The sequence below is a fragment of the Acidihalobacter yilgarnensis genome (genome assembly GCF_001753245.1).
GTDB classification, from domain to species: domain Bacteria; phylum Pseudomonadota; class Gammaproteobacteria; order DSM-5130; family Acidihalobacteraceae; genus Acidihalobacter; species Acidihalobacter yilgarnensis.
Genome location: NZ_CP017415.1, coordinates 2,170,053 through 2,189,299, shown reverse-complemented (window position 1 = coordinate 2,189,299; position 19,247 = coordinate 2,170,053). Strand labels below are relative to the sequence as shown.

Genomic DNA, 19,247 nt, shown 5'->3' with positions numbered 1-19,247 from the left:
AGGGCAGACTCCTGACAACTCATAAAATTTTTCATCTAGGAGTGTCAAAATGTCCGATTCATCGCCCACAACCCGGGAAACTACCGCTGCGGCGGCCGACCCCACGATGCGTAATATCGACATGTGGACGCTCTTGGGGCTCACCATGCTTGGTGTGCGACTGGTTCAAGGATGGGTTTACTGGGGAGGGGCAAGCCGACGGTTGATCTATAGTGTAGGCAAGCTGGATCCAAGTTCGAGTGCCTATATGGGGCACAAAATGAACACCGCGATACCGGGTGCGATTTTTGGAACTGGGGATGCACTCAGCGCCCTACTGCATCATCCCACCTTGTTGTATGGCGCGATCATCATATTCACGCTGGTCGAGTTGCTGGTTGGTTTGGGTTTGGTTTTCGGTTTCATGACGCGCTTTTTTGGCTTGATCAGCGTTGGCCTAGCGATTTCCTTGATGCTGATGTTCGGTTGGCTGGGTTCCACGTGTGTCGACGAATGGACCATGGCTTCCAATAGTTTTGCCATGGGACTTGGCATCATGATTGCCGGGGGTGGCAGCTGGTGGTCTCTGGATCACTGGGTGGCGAAGAAATTCCCCAGACTCGCGCGCCATGCCTGGTTTCCCTGGATATTCAGTGGTCCGTTACCTGTTGTGGTGGTGACGCGTTTCGCGAAGCTGTTCGGTATTTTCGCCATTGTCTTTGCCGTGGGTTTTTACAGTTATCTACGTGGGGCGGTCTATAGCCCATTGGTGGCGAGGACGAACCCAAAAAATCATCATATTGCCTTGAGCAAGCCGGTACTTTCCTCATCCGGTAATCTGTCGTTGGTTGCCTACGTGGATGCCGGGCCGGATACGCAGGGCGCATACGTGATTCAGGCCTCAATTGTTGATGCGAGTGGACATGTGGTGGAAACCTGGGGCGGAAAGGTGCTGAGCGAATTGGCGAAAACTGAACTTTCGAACGAATACAGCTATTCGCTTTTCAAGCCAACGAAGTACGGTTTCGTCGGAGCGCTAGGCGCACGCGCCACGATTTCACTACCACATCAAGGATTGTTAACGTTAGCGCCAGGGAATTACCGGGCGATATTCCTCGGTATCGATGGAAAACAGTGGAAGACCCAAGTGGTCGTTGGCATGCAATGAGTTTTGGGATAGGCGTTTGTACCAGTGCGTAAATTCATCGAATGTCCGAGTTTTAGTGTAGGAAGAATTTTACGCAGGTACGGCGCCGCGGATACTTCGTCTAAATGGTCAATAACAATATCGATTATGGCCTTCGGTATATGCCGAAGGCCATAATATTTCTCACAATGCTAGCGTTGGCAGGTGCTTGCTTGATAGCGACGCTGAAGCCGCATCGACATACGACCTGAAATTTTAACAATATGGGCTGGATTTGTCCGATATCGCGGAAATTTGGTGCCAAGGTAGTGTGATAACAGTCATGGCTGCTCGATTTGATCGTGATGGGGTAGGTAAAAGATGCAGATATCAGGATTTTGACCCCGTTCTCTGGCTGCTACCGAAGTGTGGGGATGGCGATTATCTATGCGGCGCGATTCATGCGATCAGCATTGAACGGTAACGCTTGATTATGCCAGCCAGGTTCCATTCGCGATGAAACGGAATTCGGCGAGCAAACAAAGGAAAAGGAAGCGGGAATGACCAATGCTGATAGCCGCACAACGGTGACCGATGCGCTGGTGTTCTTTGGCGCGTTCGGTGACCCGGCTCATAAATGATTTTTCCAGTACCCTATGCGATGGCTAGGCGCGGTGTGTTCAGTGTGTCGGTTGAGGGTGTCGCAGCTTCGAAATGGGATCTGGCGCAATTACTTAAACGAGCAAAGGACAGTATCAAGCAAGCCGGCAAGATTGATGACCAGGATGCCTCCTCGCACACCTTCTTTCCCTGTTTCGGTATGTGGGCCGTGCTTACAATGACGCAAACACATTCAAGGTACTCAGGCAGACGTTGGGGATGTCCGGCGCCGCTAATAATGGGGGATTACCATCCCAGCTGCGCTGTTCGCGACAGTGATCAAAGGGTTTGGTGTGGCGGGCTTGGCTGGTCAAACCCGAGTTATCGTTGAAATAGCCGTTTGGGTGTGATCTGGCATCGGCGCGGTCGCTCAACCACATCGCGCTGTCAATGTTTCCGGAAGACTCGATCTTCCGTATCGATCATTATCTCGGGAATGAGACGAACATGACTATTCTCTATAGTCTTTCGCCAACGCATTCCTAGAACCGATCTGGAAACGTAATCATGTGGCCAGTGTGCAGATTACGCTGGCCGAGGACTTGGCGTGAATGGCCGCGGTGTGTTTTATGTAAGCGTTGGTTGTCTGCACGGTGTTATCAAGAATCATCTGCTTCAGATTATTGCGCTGCTGGCCATGGAATCGCAGGCCTATTAAAGCTATGGTGCTGTGCACAACGAGAAGGCTAAGGTATTTCAGGCCATATGACCTTTACAACTGGACGACGTGGTGCGCGGCCAATACGCTGGCTACCGCAAAGAGCCGGGTGTGGCGAGAGAGTCAGACGTCGAGGCGCTTTGTGCCCTGCGGTTGTTCATCGCTTCGTGGCGTTGGCAGGGGCGGGCAGTGGTACCTGTGTCCGGCAAATACCTGGCGGCATCGATGGCGAATGTCATGGTGGAATTAAAACCGCGACCGCAAAAGCTGTTTGACGATTCAGTTCCGATGGCCGGGCTTGCTAATTATTTGCACTTGCGGCTTTCTCCCAACTTGGTTGTCGCGCCCGCCGCGCGTGTTGAGCGTGCAGGCATAGAGTCCGTTGGTGACCTGCATGAATTTTACTTACGCATCCTCGTAGCTTGATTGCGGATCTATTGTTTGAGAGGGGGCGCATGTCAATCGGATTGATGAGTCGAATTTTACATGGGGTGAATTGCTGGAATTTTCAGTCATTTTGTGGTTTTCGGCTGATGTGCCAAGCCAGGAAGAATAATGGCACACTCCATATGGCCGAGAGACTATAAATAGTTCCGAGGGATATGACCTGTTGCAAGGGCCCGAGTCCGAATGAACCGAGTCCTTCCCCAATCATCAACGCACCTACGAGCAGCCCTGCCATTTGCGTGCCTTCCTTGCCATGGGATGCAATGCCGTAAGCCATGGTGTAGGGGTAATAAATGCCGCATGCAAATCCGGCGGCAGCAAAAATACTGATGAGGCCGGCCGCTGATTGTAAATGTGGTGCAATAAGGAAACACGCTGCCATGCCGATGGGGGCAAGGAGGAGGACTACACGCCTAGGCAGAATAGTGTCAGGGATTGCACCCAGTATGAAACGGGCCATTGTCATGCCACCCCAAAAAAGTGAAAGAGCAAATGCGCCATCCGCTGGGGGTAGTTTTCGATTAACACTGATCAGAATATTTGCCCAACTGCCAAAGCTGCCCTCACAGACCGCATAGATTAGAACGGCCACCGCGAAGGGAATCATCGTTTTACGCCAAGCACTCAATCCGCCGAGTTCCCTCTCGTCGTCGTTCACTTGTGGAAATGCCAATATGAACAGCCAGAGGGCAAACAGGAGGCATGGCCACACGCTCCAGATCAGCGCATGTTGAAACCCGACTAGGATCATGGGCGAAATAGCCGTGGCGGCACCTATCACCGCATTGAGCAAAGTGACGGCGGCGGCAGCGGTTCCGGCAAAAAGAAGGGATGCGGCGCGATTAATGGAGGCGTTCGTTAGCCCAAAACCGATCCCCAGCATCAAGGTTTCAAACAGAAGCGATATCACCACGCTGGGACCGCGCAGAAAATAAGCGGCAACGAGCAGCGCCATCGCGGCCGCATTGAAAAGGGCGCCGAGACGGAAGAGCCCGTTGCTTCCCAGGCGCTTGTGCAGGGTGCCTGCCGCTAGGGCCGCAATGATGGCGCCGATAATTTCTGGCGCGTACAGCAGGCCGTACACCGTGTTGCTGAGATGATAAGGTGCCTGGCGCAGTGTTGGCCCCAGTGCGGGAATCAGGACGAACGCAGATCCCTGAAGGAATCCAGCGAGATAGGTGGCGGTCGTGCCGCGTTTCATCGCGTGGTGCGCAACGAAAATCTTTCAGTTATATGGCCGGCCACTCGAATCGCATTGGCCATAATGGTCAGGGATGGATTTACCGCACTAATAGAAGGCATGAAACTGGCATCAACCACGTACAGGTTATCCAGGTCATGTGCTTTGCAGGCAGCGTCGAGAACGTTTTCCCTGGGGTCTTCACCAAAGCGACAAGTACCTACCTGATGCGCGGTTGCGGAAATATCCATGGTTTGAAAAAAAACCAGACGAAACCCAATTTTGTGCAGAATTTTTCGCCAGACTTGCTGTAGTCGCTGATGGCTTTCCCGGTTCTTGGGGTGCCAATGTAGTCGAATCGTCCCGTCCGAATCTATCGTCACCCGATTGTTTGGATCGGGTAGGTCCTCGGTGGTAAGCCACCAGTCCATGGAGTGGATTGCAGCCCAGGCGGTGGCTGGACTGGGCAGGCGAGGATGTTGCGCACGTAAAATAGCGGGGGTGATTTTGCCGAGATTCTGTATGTGGCCCAAAGGGTAGGGATAGTCCGGATCACCTGAGTCATTGTAATAATCGTTCACTGCTAGTGTTTTCTGGAAAACCGTGTGGTTTCCCTGCCCTGGTTTGATAGCCATGCAGGCGCTGTTCAGGTGAGCCATATAATTGCGCCCGACCTGATCACTGCTATTGGCCAGACCGTGCGGGCTTTGTGCATTGGCTGAGGCTAGCAATAGAGCGGCACTGTTGACCGCGCCGGCAGCGAGCACAACAACGTCTGCGGCAAATGAACCTTGATCGGTTTCAACTCGCGTGATTCGACGTCCGTCCTCGCTGGCAATGAGGCGTCGTACCCGGTGCCCTGTCAGCAATCTGACATTGTCGTATGCCAAAGCAGGCGCAATGCCGCAAACTTCGGCATCACCCTTGGCGTGCAGCAGGCAGGGGAATCCATCGCAGGTGGGGCAGCGCACGCAGGCGCTTTGTGTCGGTGTTCCATCCAGTCGATTCAGTGCGAGTGGCAGTGGGAACGGGTGTAAATGCAGATCGCGTAACGCTTTGTTTACCTCATCGACGGCCGATTCATGCGTCAGTGCAGGGTATGGGTAGGGTTCACGTGGCGGTTCTGTAGGATCTGCACCGGCCTGTCCATGCGCAAAATACCAGGCCTCGGCCTGATCATAATAGGGCGCCAAATCGTCATAACCGATGGGCCAGGGCGGCGTGCTGCCTTCCCGGTGCTGGCGAGGGACGAAATCCTGCTCGCGCCGACGCAAAATTGCCGCACCATAGAATTTGGTATTGCCGCCGACGTGATAACCGGTGACGGGAGAAAAAGGGTTCCCTTTCTCATCACGCCAAGTTTCATCGGTATGGTAACGATGATCGGCAAACACCGTATGGGCATCCCAGTTACCCCATTCTCTGGGTAAGTAGTCGCCACGTTCGAGGATGAGGATCGATAGACCGGAGGGCGCCAGCGCGCGCGCGAGGGTGCCGCCACCCGCGCCGGACCCTATAATCAGAACATCCGTATCCATACTTAACCACCATGCCGAAAGTCGGGATAAATCAACATGCCGCCATCGACAGTCAGCGTGGTTCCGGTGATATAGCTGGCGAGGTCGCTGGCGATAAAGGCCACGGCGTAAGCGACTTCCTCAGGTTTTCCCAACCTACCCATGGATATTTTTTGATCCAGATCCTTGAGTGATTTGGGGTCGCTCCAGACTGCCTCGTTGATGGGCGTCTGGATCGCGCCGGGGGCGATGGAAACCACCCGGATGCCCTTGTCCGCCGTTTCCTGCGCGAGGGTCTTGGTAAACATGGAGAGCCCAGCCTTGGCGCTGGTATAGGCGCTATAGCCCTCCCAGGGGATGAATTCGTGTACCGAGGTGATATTGATGATGATGCCATGGCCGGATTTTTCCATGTGCGGAATCGCGGCACGGGCGCAGTAATAGGGGCCCATGAGATCCACCGCGAGCACCTTTTCCCAGGTATGTGGGTCGTCACGGCCAACGAGGGCGTGCGTTCCGTCGATGCCGGCGTTGTTGATCAGGATATCCAGACCGCCAAAGCCTTCATCGATCTGTCTGAAAAGTATCTCGACCGCTGCCGGGTCGGAAATGTCGGCCGCAAAGGCCATGGCTTCTCCGCCGCGGGTCTTGATGTTGTCCACCACGTCGCCAGCTGCCGACGCGTTATGTCCTTGAGCATCGTTGAGATAGTGCACGACCACGCGCGCTCCCGCATCTGCCAGGACCCCACTGATCGAGCGCCCCAAACCGCCACTTCCACCCGTCACCATGGCACAGCGGTTTTTGAGATCGATACCAATCATGATGTCTCTCCTATGATCTCTAGCTCGAAGTCCTCGCCTTGCCACTGGTCTTTATCGTGCCAATGGATGGTGAACTGAATGCTGGCGGCTTGTACGAGCTTGTGCGCTGGAATAATGGCCACGTGTCCTAATGCCCAGTCACTGGAGGTAATGTCCTGAACGCTTTGCCAGCCATTCATCCCCCAATGCAGCGTGAAGGGAGCATGAAGCAACACACGGAGTTCCTGGCCAATGCTGATAACGTGTGGATGCTGACGCAGTCGCCAGAGCCGATAGTCCAGCTGTGGGCGCTTGCCTTGATAACGCGCCCAGGTAGCGGCCGGTCGATCCACCGGATATCCCAAGGCGTAGCTGTGACAAAGCTTGATGAATTCACCATGTGCCCAGACTAGGGGCATGGCGGACCCACTCGGTTGGCCCGGGAAAAGTCCCTTCTCCGGTATGGGCTCGCTGTCCCAAACCTGTTCAGGTAATAGCCCGCCAACACCCGTCATCCGGGTCATGGTTTCGATATAGGGAAGCGGGTCTTCTCCAGCTAAAATGGCGTAATGTCCGCGCTCTCCGACTAGTAAGGGCCAACCTCGTCCCTTGCCGGAGCCATTGAAAGGGGTCCCGTCGGTGTGCTCGCCATAACCATCGCCGTTGTAGCGATGCCAAACGGGGCCATTGGGCGTGTCGGTCTTGAGTAAACCATCCATGACCTTGACGGAATCGACGATAGCAGGATCATCCGCCGCGCGAAGGCCATAGCGAACCAGTTGTAGAAAATCCGTCGCGACCTGCTCGCTGGCCGATAAATGAGGGTCATGAGCACGATTTTTGATTAGGAGCCATTCATTCTTGGTGCCGTCGTGTAGCAGAATATCCGCTGGGGCGATGCGTAGATAATAACCCCCAACACCGAATTGGCGAGCCATGTCAGTGTCTTGAACGAAGGTCCAGTCTTCAAGGCAGGCATTCCAGTAATCTGCAACCATCAGCGCGCAATCTTTGGCCTTGCCATCTAGAAATTGGGCGCCTTCGACCAGTGCGGCAATCGTCACTGCCAGGGTAAAGGTATTGACCCCACTGTCTTCTTCCCAGCGGTCCTGATCGGTTGAGGGACCCTCCTGCAGAATGAATCGCAAGGCGCGAAAAATTACATCGTCGACGACAATGTCGCCCAGGATTTTATATTCCTTTAGCGCAGCGGCAAGCAGGACCGGAAAGGCAGTTTCATCAAGCTGAATGCCTTGCCAGAACGGTTTTCCGCCTAACCATTGGTTTTGTAGCCAGTGGCCGTCTGCCTGTTGTGTGCTGATGAGGTAGCACAGGACATGGCGCGCTTCCGTATGCGCTCCCATGGCCAGCAGTGCGCCGGCGCTTTCCACTAGATCTCTGGCCCATACCAGGTGATAGCCTCCTCGGCTGTCACTGGCTTCTCCCCAAGGAACGGAGAGGCTGGCTACCAATGCCCCAGGAAGGGTTCGATCTTCATGACAGCGAAGCACATTGGTTGAGCGGTGATAGAGGATTTGGGCGGGCTCAGGTAACTTGCGCAGCAGATCGGCAGGGGCTGGATGTTGTTGCTGCCAGGTTTCCCAGCCTTGGCAATAGGCATCACAGACCGAATCAAAACCTTGGCTCAGAGAGGACCAGGCAAGCGTGGCAGCGGTTTCCTTACTGGTACCCAGGCCCAAGGCAATGGTCCCGCTGCGGGAGAGTTCTGCGCCAAGGGATACTTCCCCTGGTCCGGCTTCCTGATATTGCCAGTGCATTTTTCCGTGTTGCTGAAAATCTTGCCAGAGATCACTGATGCCAACTTCACCCACCGAACACATTCTCAACGCGGAAACCCCGGCGGGATCGCGGCAGGCCAAGGCGATACCGAAAGGGCCTTGTTCCGCCCATAAAGTTGTCCTGCCTGCCCATTCGTCTACCCACGCCAAGTTGTTTTCCGTGTCTTCACCCAATCGAGCAGCGCATAGCAAATAAGGCTTGAGAGAATCGTCGCCCTCAAGCGCGTAATCCACTAACAATACGTCGCGTTGTGGATCTACACAGACTTTCAGTGTGAAGGTAAATCGGTCGTTGCGGTGTTGAATAACCGGCAAGGGGATGTTGGGTTTATCCAGTGTGGTGCGCGAGTTTGGTAAAATTTTGAGTTCTTGCCAGTATCCTCGCGCGTCAGCGATGATGAAACCCAGGTCGCGAATTTGCGGAATGTCGATGCGCGGATAAAAAACCTCGGTGATGATGCCGCTACCTACGGTAAACCATACTCTTGAGCTACTGAGCGCCGTACCTACGCAATCCTTGCGTGCAGTTGACCAAAATGGATGATGCCAAGATGAACGAGGTGCTTGATTGGGCATGCGGCATGCTCCTAATAGTGCGCGATCCATTCGATCTGAATGGAGACGAAGCCGTGCCTGGCAGGGGCAGGCGTTTCCCCTTGGGGTTATTGCTTTAGGTCGTGCTTTCCCGAATCAGTTCATTACAGGGTAAGCATCAGGTAAAAATGATCTATCAGATTACCGTTTGATGCGTTTGTGTTGGGCATTGATTAACCCCGGTCGGGCAGGTGACCATAGAACATCAGACTGGCAACGCCGAATAGAATGCCGTTTGCAAAATATACGAATCCGGGATACCTGACTCCGGCGAAATCCCAGTGCGAAGCCATGACTCTATTTCTGCGTTTTATCGGTGCATGGGTGAAATCCGATGATGGTTGTGCGCCGAAATTGCGACTCAGCTTGGATGAGTGTATGGATGAATGGACCTTTGCATCTCGGCACCGATTACCTGGCGGCAATCTCAATCTTGGCTCCCACATTCGCCAGAACATGATTGACGGGCGTCTCCTTCATGGCGATTGCATGCTCCCCGCGTGACGGACTTGGATGCGAGACAATGTAAGGGCAGTCATCCATATGTCGATATGATTACTATCCAGGTTCAGTTTGATGATGTATCGCGAGTTAACACCCGATTCGTTATGAGCGGTCGTCTCGCAACAGCCATGGTTGTGAGACGATGAGGAGTATTTGTACAGCCTCTTGATCGGTTTGCCGATCAATTGCGACGGGTTACGAAGAAGGCGGGCCTGGGAATGACCTCGATTCCCATGATCACGAAGGTGATTTCTCGGTGGATGATCTTGATCGAGTCTGCTGCGTTGCGCTTATCCGTGGGGCGCACTGAACAAGCTATAGCAGATAACAGAACATCTGCTGGCGGGATATCGCAGTGATTGGCCATAATGGGCCGAAAATACACTCACAAGACGCATGCTGTTGGGTGCGTTAGCGTACAGACGCATCAGCATGACAATCGTAGTATGCAATGTGACAGCACTCAATGGGTGCGCTGACTTGTGGCGATTCGTCAATCCTCAAAACGGAAGGTTATATGCGGAATCAACGCGATGAATATTCAAAAACAAAACATCCGCAACAAGTCACCCACCTCCGGTCTCGACAAGAAACAAGCGTAGCACTTGCGCACTTGGGAATCGCGAGAAGCGTGAATCCGATCATGAGCATGCAAAGTCTGGCGGTGACAAGTCTTGCGAGGACTTGGCGTGTTTCGGGAAGTAGGCTCAGCCTGATGGTGCTCGCTGGGTACGCCACGGTGCGTATCGGTTATGTCGCTGCAAGGTGTGTCTGATTGCAGGAGGCCTGGATTTTGAGGTCCCTGCTTGCGTGGTGGTCGATCTAGATGTGGGCGATGAGGGCACCCTAAATATATTTGCTCATGTGTTTAGATTGAGGGTGATGTCTGTCTCGCACGGTAAGTATCAATAATCGACCAATTGATTCATGAAGTGAAGTCCGGGGGGCATGTGCTCAAACGCTTACAGCAGATCCAAGACGGGGCGACTGCGGACCAATGAACTGGTGAATACCATCACGTGATCAAAGGATAAGATCGTCATGAACCTACATCTGAGTATCGGACCACTGGTTTCTGTGATTGCCGGTGTGCTTATTCTGATTATGCCGCGATTGCTGGGTTACATCGTCGCAATTTATCTGATCGTTATCGGGCTGGTCGGACTCTTTGGCACGGGTGCCCTGCATGCCTGAGTCGTACCGTACATTGCAGCGACCCCGTGCTGTATTCCCGCCAAGCGATCCATGCATGGCGGTAGTCGGCCTATCTTGCTGCCCGTAACACAGGGAGAAAACCAATGCTTGGCACGATATTGCTGGTTGTTTTAATTGTGTTTTTAATCGGCGCAGTTCCGCGTTGGCCACACAGCAGAAGCTGGGGGTATGGACCTAGCGGCGCCTTGGGTATTGTCTTGATGATTGTGATTATCTTGCTACTCATGGGCCGCATCTAAGTCGCTGCTGTATTGCCTCGTTCGTGGGGATACCTCGGAGCGCTTTCCTTGCGCCTGTGATCAGGTTGGGCGCTGTTTCGGTAGCGGACGCTCGTATTCGTGTTTGACCACGGCGTAGCATTCGCATACCCGCTGCTCAAGCCCGGCCCGGTCCAATACGGTGATGTGCCCATGCTGGTATTTGACCAGTCCGGTCCGCTATAGGTTACCGGCAGCTTCGGTCGCGCCCTCACGACGCACGCCGAGCATGTTAGCGATCAATTCTTGAGTCATGACCAGACTGTTGGACGGCAGTCGATCTAGGCACAAAACAGCCAGCGGCATAACTGCTGGCCTAGTGAGTGGTGCCGGTTACATACGGCCGTCTGTCCGGTTTGAGTGATCAGCACTTGCGTGTAGCGCAGCAGCAAATGTAGCGGCGATCTTCGCTGAGGCGCCGTTCTCCATGATATAGCGAGCCATAGTTATGTTCCTTATCCCTGGGCCAGTCAGGTGGTGGGCTGGAAACTGCAAACTTACTGAAAATAAGCGGTCCGGAAACCCTCGCAGCATCAGATTTCCATGAAATAGATCGGTTGCTGTGAGAATCAAGCTTAGCCGAGAGCCGCTGGCACCGAATTATTACTGATGCCTTTTGGGGGGGCGGGCTGATGATTTTCTCGGGGCGTAGGGTGCCCATGATCGGGAATCTATGGCGGTGCAGGGCAAAAAAGCCAAGATTGACGACACGTTCTCCTGGTGAGTGTTCTCGAGAGGGCTGGGCAGCTGGTGTCGGTGGAATTAAAACGGAAGGAAACGAAGTCCAGAAGTGCCAAGGCATCAACATTGACCCTAGGTGCGGGCAGAGGACGCCCGCTGCGCGGGCATGTGTAGAGCCCATTCTGGCAAAAAAAAGGACCTGGCTAATTCACCAAGTCCTTGTTTTGTTTGGCTCCCCAGCGCGGACTCGAACCACGGACCCGGTGATTAACAGGCAGTGAAGGGGTTTATGTAAAATAAGAACTTAGATTATAAGCAACTGAAAAATATGGAAAAGCAATACATCTCAGATCATCTGAGTACATCTGAAATCATCAAAACGCCCTTAAAAGTGTCCCAAAGTGTCCCGCGCGTGCTATCGTCACTCAGGAATCACTCAAATCACTCAGACCACTTTGAATAAGGAAATCGAGTCGCGTGGCGACGCTTGAGAAGCGTGGAGGTAGCTGGAGGGCGATCGTCCGGCTCAAGGGTTTTCCGGTTCAGCGAGGAACTTTTGATTCCAAGGCGGAGGCCCAACGCTGGGCGACACTGCTGGAACGAAAGCTTAGAGAGCAGCGCAAGCTAGGCCGAGCAGATGACGGTTTGGCCGAAGCAATGCAGTTAACGGTAGGTGACGCACTCCAACGCTACGCGCTGGAGATAGTCCCGACGAAGAAGAACGAGGATTCTAAGCGGTCTGAGCTCAGCCGTATTCGCGTTATCCAGGCAATGAGACTCAGCGCTATGAAGTTGGCCGATGTCCGCGGACGTGATGTATCTGTGTTCGTTCGGGAACTGGAGGAGGGCGGGCGTTCACCGAACACCATTCGGCTATACCTTGCGACGCTCTCCCATTGCTTCACGATCAGTGCCAAAGAATGGGGAATGGAGTTCCTAAACAACCCCGTCCAGCTCGTCCGTAAGCCACGTTTGCCGCGTGGCCGTGAGCGGCGATTGTTGAATGGAGAAGAAAGCGATCTCATCGAGGCAGCTTTGATCGTGAATCCCGAGCTCGCTGATATCATCATCCTCGCGATCGAGTCTGCCATGCGGCAGGGAGAGATCCTGTCCATGAATGCGAGCGTGGTCGATTTTCAGCGTCATACTGTATTTCTGGCTGATACGAAGAATGGCGAACGTCGAACCGTGCCGCTTACGGTGCGAGCCGAGGCCGCTATCGGGAGACAGCTAGCACGATTGGCGGGACGTGAAGCCTCGGGACGGAGGCGTGGCGACGAGGAGCCAGGCCAAGTCAGGCCACTCTGGAACTATACAGGCGAGGGCTTGCGGGCAAGTTGGCAGAAGGCCCGCAGGCGTGCCGGTATCACAGGCTTGACGTTCCATGATCTACGACATGAGGCGACTAGCCGCTTGTTTGAGCGCGGCTTGAATCCCATGCTCATACAAACAGTCACCGGCCATAAGACGGTGCAGATGTTGAAGCGGTATACTCACCTGCAGGCAGCTACTTTGGTACAGGCGGTGCGTGGAGAGTAGGTAATGCGTTCCTTATGGACTCTAACTATTCTGAATACTCCTTTTGCTAGATTGAACTCAGCCAGACCATGAGCACATCGCATATTCGTATAACTTATGATGGCCCTGCATTACAGACGCATACGATGGACGTGCGTACGCTAGCCCCTGCCTTGCTTGCATTTGGTGATTTATGTGAGGAAACAGGAAAGTTACTCTACGGGGATGCGGCAACTACAAGAGTAGAAGTCAAAGCGAGCTTCCGAACAGGTTCGTTTGGAATCGATCTGACCGTCACACCCCAGCTAATGCAGCAACTCATGGGGTGGATGCATGGGAATACAGCGACTGCGATCGTAAATGGCGCCGGCATTCTGGGAATAATTGGTGCTTCTGGAAAGGGACTTATCTTTGTATTACGTTGGCTTAAGAATCGACGGATCAAAAGGATTGAGACAACCCCTGATGGGCGGCGGATTCTCACGGAAGATGGCGATGAGATTACCGTCGAAGAAGCGGTAATACTTCTACTGAGAAGCCGCGAAATTCGCAGCCATTTGCAGCGAATGATTGACCCTATCGAGAGGGACGGGATTGATACGGTGTCTTTTGGTACTGATGATAAGATTGATGTTGTAATTGAAAGGAAAGAAGCCTCTTATTTTCATGTGCCACCACCAGAAGATAGCCTGATCGGCGAAGAAAACAGAGTTATACCCTTTTCTATCATCAGCTTGTCATTCAAAGAAGAAAATAAATGGCGGCTTTATGATGGCCAATCGGTGGTATATGTCACTATCGGTGATACAGACTTCTTGGACAGAGTGAACAAAAATCTGGAGCGCTTTGCTAAGGGCGATATCTTAATCGCTGATACCAAGATAACTCACTGGCAAACTGCAGAAGGTCTTAGAACGGAATATACAATCTTGCTAGTCACTGATCATCGCCCTGGAGCTGCTCAAATTAATTTGCCCATTGATTGAGCTAATATTAAAGCAGCTGATACGCTGATACTGTCCGTCGCTGTTCCTCGGTTAGGGGGTGCGATACAACGCCAGCGGCTGCCATCAAGCCGCGTCCTTCACCCGCAACTCGACGTGCATCCCGGCTGCCGCTGCCATGTTGACCAGCGCATCGAGGCCGAACAGGTTGATCTTGCCGCGCATGAGGTCGGACACGCGAGGCTGCGTCACGCCAAACAGCTTGGCGGCTTGCCCCTGGCTGAGTCCGGCGGCCTCAATGTGCTTCTTCAGCGCCATCATGAGCGCCGAGCGCAGTTTCATGTTCTCGGCCGTCTCGGGGGTGTCCTCGATGGCGTCCCACACGCTGGCGTATCGTTCGTTGCTCATCGTCCTAGCTCCTTCAACAGATCGCGGTAGCGTTGCTCCGCCAAGTGCAAGTCGCCCTTGGCCGTTTTCTGCGTCTTCTTCTGGAAGCAGTGCAGTATGTAGACGGTATCGCCCAGCTTTGCGACGTAGATCACTCGGAACGCATCGCCCGCATCGCGGATGCGAATCTCCCGGACACCCTTGCCGACTGTCGGCATAGGTTTCCAGTCGGCCGGCTCGTGCCCGTTTTGCACCTGGTCGATTTGATGACCGGCTTCCCGTCTAGCATCCGACGGGAAGGACCGCAAATCATCCAGCGCGCTACCGCGGAACTCGACTGGTTTGGGCATCTTCATAACTCGGATTATACAAAACTTTGTATGGTTTATCTAGGTCACAGCCTGCCCACCGCCCGCCCACAGCTCTGGGGCCGACGTAGTCGCCCCGCTGTGGACGGCCCGTGGGCAGCCTGCGCTACTTATAGGGCCTCGTTGATATCCAATTGATCAGGGCGTGAAATTGACCGCTTAGCCAGCTTGTGGCCGCTGCCACTTGAGGCTGATGCGGGTACTTCACTGCAAGGAACACATAACTCGCACCCGCAATGATCGCCAGCACAACCAGCCGATCGATCCAGATCTGCACTCGGCGGCCTTTCACCTGGTGTCGGCGCTCCGTTTTGCGAGCGGCTTTCTTCTGCTCAGGCGTGACCTCCAAGCCAGCTGCCTGCATCCGGTCAACTGCCACTGCCTCAGGCGATCGAGAGGGCTGGCGCTGGTAGCAAACGATGCCAAGGGACTTGGCGTACTTGTCGACCTTCTCGTTCATGCTGCGGTAGTGCTCAACACGCCTTTCGAACGTGTCCAGTCGATCAAACCAGCTTTTACCCGATAGGCGCTCGATCTCGGCCAGTAGGATATCCCGGAAGATATACATCTCGATGTAGCTGCGCGCCCAGCCTTCGGCAGCGGCTTGCCATTCAGCCGCTTCGGCTGCTCGGTTGCCGGCCAACACCGCATAAAATGTTGAGTTATCAGACATGATTTCGTCCTCTCGTTCTTGTTGGTCTTAATGTGTGCCGCCATATTGCGGCGTATGAATCACACAAAACATCGATTAATCAATCTGTTACTGCGTAGTTCATCCCATATATGGGATTGCTCGTCCCTATAGGGATTTGTTGTCCCAAAAACTGGCGTTTGTAAACCCGCATATGGGTTAGCTGCGGCCATATACGGGGGTGTGAAATCCCTAAAGCTGACCTCTCTCCGCCATGCTTGTGACCTCGGCACCACCCACGACCAAGTGATCCAGAACCCGTACATCGATCAGTCCCAGCGCCTGCTTGAGCTTGTCTGTTATGGCCTGGTCGGCCCGGCTGGGTTCGGCTACACCCGAGGGGTGATTGTGGGTCAGGATGCAAGCTGCCGCGTTGTGGTGAAGTGCAGCACGCACGACCTCGCGCGGATGCACGCTGCACCCGTCGATGGTGCCTTGGAACAGCTCATCGAACGCGATGATCTGGTGCCGGTTATCCAGCCACATCACGCAAAAGACTTCGGACTGACGGCCTGTAAGGCTCATGGTCACGAAGTCACGCGCGGTCTGCGGGCAGTCGATGACGCTTTCGCGTCTTACGCGCTCGGCTAGGATCTGCCGGGCTTGCTCGATGATCTCGTCAGGGCTGACCGTCTGCGCAATCCAGTAGTTACCCGCCGCATCCCGCACAAACCCGCAGGCCTCGATGCCCTGCTGCTGCGCGCTCATGCCCGATACTCCCAACGGGCGACCAGTTCCGCCGTCCACTCCGGGCCAATGCGTCCGAGTGCGGCAGGGATGGTGTAGCCACTGTTTACCAGCCATTCGGTCCGGCACGCCGCCAGGGCGACGTACAGTCTTTCGGCCGTAGAGAGTCCCGCCGCCGCATCGTCGTCGCCGTGCAGCACCTGATGCACGATCCGGTCGAGTCTGTTTAAGGTTGGGTTCATCGCCTTTGCCTCCGCATTTCGTCGGGCATGGAGTCATGCCGCGCATGGCTCCTGCCACGCTGGCGAAGCGCGGGGGTAGCAAAGGTCAAGGGCGTGAGGTCGGGAGGGGAATCACCCGGCCTGCACAAGCGAACAAAGTGAGCGCGGAAGGTTGGGGAGACCCGACCTCACGGCGCAGCGAAGCGGAGCGCATCCTTGACCGACGCGAGGGGCAGAGCCCCTTAGGGGGTTTTTTGTTATTCTGCTCGCGGGGATCGTGTGGGAGCGCGATGTTGCGATGCTGAGTACCCCTCATTTACCCGTCTTTTGGCGGGTTTTTTTTGTGATTTAGGGAAATGTTCCCGGACTCACGTACTTTTGATTCTGCGTAAAAACCAAATACCAGCAGCGATCACCATGATCGCGCCAACCGCCAGTAGCGCGCTATCCGCGAGGCCTAGACCTCGCATCGTTTTCCAGACAACCGCCCATATGACCGAATGAATCACCGCGCTGATGATCATGTGGGCGATGCCGTGGCCGCCGTAGTAAGCATGATGGTAGTAACTCATGTTTTTTCCTCAGTGAGGCCTTTTGACATCGGCTCCGCCATTGTCGGCATCGTTGGGTAAGCGGCGCGGTGCTTGTCCGCCCTCGTCATCACCGCCTTCCTTCGCCTTCTTACCGGCGGCTACGATGGACTGCGCAGCCGAGTTCGCGGTTCCTGCGCCGGCTCGCGCGCTATTACCAACGGCAGCGGCGCCGTTGGCCTCGCCTCCGAGCCCGGGGACTCCGAACCCAATCCACTTCATGACGTTGTCCGCCGTCTCATAGATCAATTCGTGTGACTTGTGCGCGAGCGCGATCGCTAGGGCGATCATGATCAGATTTGTGAATAGGAAACCGGTCAGGCTCACCATGCTGGTGCTGTCGACAATCGATAGATTCGCCACCTGGTAGCCGTGGAGCGCGGAGCGAACGATCAACTGCATCAGCAGCAGTGACGCGAACAGCCCGACCGTCAACAAGATCGGACGGAAAATCACGTTGACGAACATCTGCCAACCCTGCAACGCATAGCGACCGGCGAATCCCTCCCCTTCCGGTACCGCGTGCGATACCGCCCACAGTGGCGCGGCGATCATGCTTTCGACGATCAGCAGCAACCAGCCCAGGACACCAAAACTCCAGAAGATGAAGGGGATCGCCGGCAGGTAGTAGGCGAGGACGCCGCCTTCGCTCCAGAGGGCTGCGGCGACGATCATGACGACCGGCCCGATTGCGTGGAGTATCGAGGATTCAGCGCCGGCCGCGACCGAACCAATGAGCGGGATCCCGTGGACGCCGCCGACCGCACCCTCAGCAACTGCATAAGTGGCGACGATTCCATAAGCACCACCTATGAGGTACTGGCCAAAACTCGCGAGTGCACGGATCGGGTCGTTGCCTTTTTCCAATAGGCCGCTCAGGACCTGGCCAGAAGCGCCCAGGCTGTGACCGAAGATTTTACTGACAATTTCCTGCGCCTGAGGAGGACCGCCGGACTGCTGCGACGCGGTGTTGGTGGTGGCGCTGGAGTCCTGAGACGGTGCCGAGCCATCGAGGCCTGGCGCGCTGGCAAGATAAGCCCTCAGCTGCCCGATGTCGGGCATGATCGACTGGCGAAGGAGCGGTATCGAACTCCAGTCAGGCGACTTGTATGCCGGACGCATATCGCCGGCGGCCTGGTCCTGGAGGCTCGTCGCAGCCAAGGTCCAGTACCACATGCCAGCCGTCAGCCAGCCTTGAGCATCGGCCTGCTTGATAAAGGCGTTCAAGGCCGATTTTTGGCTGTTTTTTTCGGCTTTCTCAGCGTATTTTGCTGCTTCTTTCCACGTGTAGCCATAGTCTTCCAGCGCCCAGCGAACATATCCTTCATTGGCTGCCTTGCCCTGCACGAGGTACTTCGCGAGCGGGTTGAGGTCGATCGCCAGCTGCTCGGTCGCGAGGCCTGTCGCTTGGCACAGTGCCTGCCCGACGGGCGTTTTCTTCCCTACCTTCGAACAGTTGACCTCGATCTGGCCGCAGCTCACGGGGACCCCGCCCGAGGTTGATTGCCAAGTGTAGCCATACACTTCTGGATTACCTGTGGCGGTATCGAGACCGATGCGCTTCGCTTTGACGCCAAGCGACTTTTCCTCCAGATTGAGGGCGGCGGTGCAGGTTTCAGACTGGAGGATCTGGCTGGCGAGCTGTTTGCTCGGCTGCGCACTCGCGCTGATCGGCATCAGCGAGTAGTTGTTGGATTTGAAAAAACCGAGCTCTGCCTTGTATAGGATGTTGGCGCCGTTGATCGATACCGCGACCATCGACAAAACGATCGCCTGCAGCACGGAGAAGCCGCCCAATCCCGGGAACGGACTGACGAATACGGTAGCGGCCACCGATCGCAATGGCGCCCACAGCGTGCTGTAGCGTTTGCCCAGGGGCTCGCCCTCATGCGCGGTCTGCATGATGGCGACCGAGTACATGTAGAGCAAAACCAAACCTGTCGCGATCAGCGCAAAACCGTTCAGCGCGCCGAACATCGTCCCGAGCGCGCTCGGCGCGCTGGCACCTCCTGCGATCGCGGCGTGAAACAGTTTGAGATCGAATAATTGCCCGAGCAGGCTTGTCGAGGCGTCCGGGCCGGTAGCGTTTGTGTAATTCATTGTTCTTATCCTTGGTTCCGATCTAGCTCTTCATCTTCGTCATCGAATTCCGGAAACCAGCCTTCCGCGTCGATATAAAACGGATCTGGATCGAGCGGGGGCTCAGAATCCATCTTTGATTCAAACTCTTCCTGGGAGTAGACGTGCTTATGCGGGGTAGGCAGGAGCTCGAAATCTCCGAAACGTGTGATAGCAATAAGTTTCAAGGGGAAGCGAGTCATTCGGAGCTTCGCGGGGATAGCCACGGGGATATACCCGGGACGCGCGAGGCGCACGGTGACGAGCTGCTGGGCTTTCTCGGATTCGATTTTCTTATTCATT

Annotated in this window: 19 protein-coding genes and 2 pseudogenes; 7 read left to right on the top strand and 14 right to left on the bottom strand. The window is 54.9% G+C overall.

What is annotated here, in order from left to right; genetic code table 11:
* Positions 1-49: 49 nt before the first annotated feature.
* Positions 50-1,147 carry a TQO small subunit DoxD gene (locus tag BI364_RS10470; RefSeq protein ID WP_083251310.1) on the top strand — a complete coding sequence of 366 codons (1,098 nt, stop codon included), beginning with the start codon at positions 50-52 and terminating at the stop codon, positions 1,145-1,147.
* Between the two features lie 449 nt (positions 1,148-1,596).
* On the opposite strand, the gene BI364_RS18370 is transcribed toward BI364_RS10470, so the two are convergent.
* The gene (locus BI364_RS18370) at positions 1,597-1,740 is read right to left on the bottom strand and encodes a hypothetical protein (protein ID WP_197495678.1); all 144 of its coding nucleotides are present in this window, start codon (positions 1,738-1,740) and stop codon (positions 1,597-1,599) included.
* A 376-nt stretch (positions 1,741-2,116) separates the two neighbouring features.
* On the opposite strand from BI364_RS18370, the gene BI364_RS19195 reads away from it, so the two are divergent.
* Positions 2,117-2,251 carry a hypothetical protein gene (locus BI364_RS19195; protein WP_197496037.1) on the top strand — a complete coding sequence of 45 codons (135 nt, stop codon included), beginning with the start codon at positions 2,117-2,119 and terminating at the stop codon, positions 2,249-2,251.
* Positions 2,252-2,274: 23 nt separating this feature from the next.
* A pseudogene (locus BI364_RS18350) lies at positions 2,275-2,849 on the top strand (hypothetical protein).
* An 82-nt stretch (positions 2,850-2,931) separates the two neighbouring features.
* Here BI364_RS18350 and BI364_RS10455 read toward each other — a convergent pair.
* The 4 genes from BI364_RS10455 to BI364_RS10440 all read right to left on the bottom strand — a co-directional run bounded on the left by BI364_RS10455 (position 2,932) and on the right by BI364_RS10440 (position 8,745).
* Positions 2,932-4,071: an MFS transporter gene (locus BI364_RS10455; protein WP_070078690.1), complete on the bottom strand. Its 1,140-nt coding sequence runs from the start codon at positions 4,069-4,071 to the stop codon at positions 2,932-2,934.
* A complete protein-coding gene (locus tag BI364_RS10450) occupies positions 4,068-5,444 on the bottom strand; it encodes a GMC oxidoreductase (RefSeq protein ID WP_197495675.1) in 1,377 nt (458 codons plus the stop codon). Before BI364_RS10450 ends, BI364_RS10455 begins: the two co-directional genes overlap by 4 nt.
* 146 nt (positions 5,445-5,590) lie before the next feature.
* Positions 5,591-6,391 carry a glucose 1-dehydrogenase gene (locus BI364_RS10445; protein ID WP_070078688.1) on the bottom strand — a complete coding sequence of 267 codons (801 nt, stop codon included), beginning with the start codon at positions 6,389-6,391 and terminating at the stop codon, positions 5,591-5,593.
* Positions 6,388-8,745 carry a glycoside hydrolase family 15 protein gene (locus tag BI364_RS10440; protein WP_070078687.1) on the bottom strand — a complete coding sequence of 786 codons (2,358 nt, stop codon included), beginning with the start codon at positions 8,743-8,745 and terminating at the stop codon, positions 6,388-6,390. Before BI364_RS10440 ends, BI364_RS10445 begins: the two co-directional genes overlap by 4 nt.
* A 1,563-nt stretch (positions 8,746-10,308) precedes the next feature.
* On the opposite strand from BI364_RS10440, the gene BI364_RS17465 reads away from it, so the two are divergent.
* The gene (locus tag BI364_RS17465; protein ID WP_083251309.1) at positions 10,309-10,461 is read left to right on the top strand and encodes a DUF3096 domain-containing protein; all 153 of its coding nucleotides are present in this window, start codon (positions 10,309-10,311) and stop codon (positions 10,459-10,461) included.
* Positions 10,462-10,565: 104 nt separating this feature from the next.
* Positions 10,566-10,721, top strand: coding sequence for a DUF3309 domain-containing protein (locus BI364_RS17460; protein ID WP_083251308.1), 156 nt, complete (start codon positions 10,566-10,568; stop codon positions 10,719-10,721).
* A 60-nt stretch (positions 10,722-10,781) separates the two neighbouring features.
* Here BI364_RS17460 and BI364_RS18700 read toward each other — a convergent pair.
* A pseudogene (locus BI364_RS18700) lies at positions 10,782-11,131 on the bottom strand (Crp/Fnr family transcriptional regulator); the annotation flags it as partial.
* Positions 11,132-11,897: 766 nt separating this feature from the next.
* On the opposite strand from BI364_RS18700, the gene BI364_RS10430 reads away from it, so the two are divergent.
* Both BI364_RS10430 and BI364_RS10425 read left to right on the top strand, forming a co-directional pair.
* Positions 11,898-12,959 (top strand): site-specific integrase, encoded by a 1,062-nt coding sequence (locus BI364_RS10430; RefSeq protein ID WP_070078685.1) that lies wholly within the window; start codon positions 11,898-11,900, stop codon positions 12,957-12,959.
* A 125-nt stretch (positions 12,960-13,084) separates the two neighbouring features.
* The gene (locus BI364_RS10425; RefSeq protein WP_083251307.1) at positions 13,085-13,924 is read left to right on the top strand and encodes a hypothetical protein; all 840 of its coding nucleotides are present in this window, start codon (positions 13,085-13,087) and stop codon (positions 13,922-13,924) included.
* Positions 13,925-14,008: 84 nt separating this feature from the next.
* On the opposite strand, the gene BI364_RS10420 is transcribed toward BI364_RS10425, so the two are convergent.
* From BI364_RS10420 to BI364_RS10385, 8 genes are all read right to left on the bottom strand, one after another.
* Positions 14,009-14,290, bottom strand: a complete 282-nt coding sequence (locus BI364_RS10420) for a helix-turn-helix domain-containing protein (RefSeq protein ID WP_070078683.1) — start codon at positions 14,288-14,290, stop codon at positions 14,009-14,011.
* Positions 14,287-14,625 (bottom strand): type II toxin-antitoxin system RelE/ParE family toxin, encoded by a 339-nt coding sequence (locus BI364_RS10415; RefSeq protein ID WP_070078682.1) that lies wholly within the window; start codon positions 14,623-14,625, stop codon positions 14,287-14,289. The genes BI364_RS10420 and BI364_RS10415 overlap by 4 nt, the downstream gene beginning before the upstream one ends.
* A gap of 118 nt (positions 14,626-14,743) precedes the next feature.
* On the bottom strand, positions 14,744-15,310 hold the full coding sequence (locus BI364_RS10410; protein WP_070078681.1) for a hypothetical protein: 567 nt from the start codon (positions 15,308-15,310) through the stop codon (positions 14,744-14,746).
* A 210-nt stretch (positions 15,311-15,520) separates the two neighbouring features.
* Complete coding sequence (gene radC / locus BI364_RS10405; RefSeq protein WP_070078680.1) at positions 15,521-16,036, bottom strand: RadC family protein; 516 nt, start codon at positions 16,034-16,036, stop codon at positions 15,521-15,523.
* Complete coding sequence (locus tag BI364_RS10400; protein ID WP_070078679.1) at positions 16,033-16,257, bottom strand: hypothetical protein; 225 nt, start codon at positions 16,255-16,257, stop codon at positions 16,033-16,035. The genes radC and BI364_RS10400 overlap by 4 nt, the downstream gene beginning before the upstream one ends.
* A 347-nt stretch (positions 16,258-16,604) precedes the next feature.
* Positions 16,605-16,808, bottom strand: coding sequence for a hypothetical protein (locus tag BI364_RS10395; protein ID WP_070078678.1), 204 nt, complete (start codon positions 16,806-16,808; stop codon positions 16,605-16,607).
* A gap of 9 nt (positions 16,809-16,817) precedes the next feature.
* Positions 16,818-18,926, bottom strand: a complete 2,109-nt coding sequence (locus tag BI364_RS10390) for a DotA/TraY family protein (protein ID WP_070078677.1) — start codon at positions 18,924-18,926, stop codon at positions 16,818-16,820.
* Positions 18,927-18,931: 5 nt separating this feature from the next.
* Positions 18,932-19,246: a hypothetical protein gene (locus BI364_RS10385; RefSeq protein ID WP_070078676.1), complete on the bottom strand. Its 315-nt coding sequence runs from the start codon at positions 19,244-19,246 to the stop codon at positions 18,932-18,934.
* Position 19,247: the final 1 nt, after the last annotated feature.

Excerpts from the sequence above, each read along its gene's own strand:
- BI364_RS10470 (WP_083251310.1), top strand. The coding sequence starts at position 50 with ATGTCCGATTCATCGCCCACAACCCGGGAAACTACCGCTGCGGCGGCC.
- BI364_RS18370 (WP_197495678.1), bottom strand. The coding sequence starts at position 1,740 with ATGAGCCGGGTCACCGAACGCGCCAAAGAACACCAGCGCATCGGTCAC.
- BI364_RS10455 (WP_070078690.1), bottom strand. The coding sequence starts at position 4,071 with ATGAAACGCGGCACGACCGCCACCTATCTCGCTGGATTCCTTCAGGGA.
- BI364_RS10445 (WP_070078688.1), bottom strand. The coding sequence starts at position 6,391 with ATGATTGGTATCGATCTCAAAAACCGCTGTGCCATGGTGACGGGTGGA.
- BI364_RS10440 (WP_070078687.1), bottom strand. The coding sequence starts at position 8,745 with ATGCCCAATCAAGCACCTCGTTCATCTTGGCATCATCCATTTTGGTCA.
- BI364_RS17465 (WP_083251309.1), top strand. The coding sequence starts at position 10,309 with ATGAACCTACATCTGAGTATCGGACCACTGGTTTCTGTGATTGCCGGT.
- BI364_RS17460 (WP_083251308.1), top strand. The coding sequence starts at position 10,566 with ATGCTTGGCACGATATTGCTGGTTGTTTTAATTGTGTTTTTAATCGGC.
- BI364_RS10425 (WP_083251307.1), top strand. The coding sequence starts at position 13,085 with ATGGACGTGCGTACGCTAGCCCCTGCCTTGCTTGCATTTGGTGATTTA.
- BI364_RS10420 (WP_070078683.1), bottom strand. The coding sequence starts at position 14,290 with ATGAGCAACGAACGATACGCCAGCGTGTGGGACGCCATCGAGGACACC.
- BI364_RS10415 (WP_070078682.1), bottom strand. The coding sequence starts at position 14,625 with ATGAAGATGCCCAAACCAGTCGAGTTCCGCGGTAGCGCGCTGGATGAT.
- BI364_RS10410 (WP_070078681.1), bottom strand. The coding sequence starts at position 15,310 with ATGTCTGATAACTCAACATTTTATGCGGTGTTGGCCGGCAACCGAGCA.
- radC (WP_070078680.1), bottom strand. The coding sequence starts at position 16,036 with ATGAGCGCGCAGCAGCAGGGCATCGAGGCCTGCGGGTTTGTGCGGGAT.
- BI364_RS10400 (WP_070078679.1), bottom strand. The coding sequence starts at position 16,257 with ATGAACCCAACCTTAAACAGACTCGACCGGATCGTGCATCAGGTGCTG.
- BI364_RS10395 (WP_070078678.1), bottom strand. The coding sequence starts at position 16,808 with ATGAGTTACTACCATCATGCTTACTACGGCGGCCACGGCATCGCCCAC.
- BI364_RS10390 (WP_070078677.1), bottom strand. The coding sequence starts at position 18,926 with ATGAATTACACAAACGCTACCGGCCCGGACGCCTCGACAAGCCTGCTC.
- BI364_RS10385 (WP_070078676.1), bottom strand. The coding sequence starts at position 19,246 with ATGAATAAGAAAATCGAATCCGAGAAAGCCCAGCAGCTCGTCACCGTG.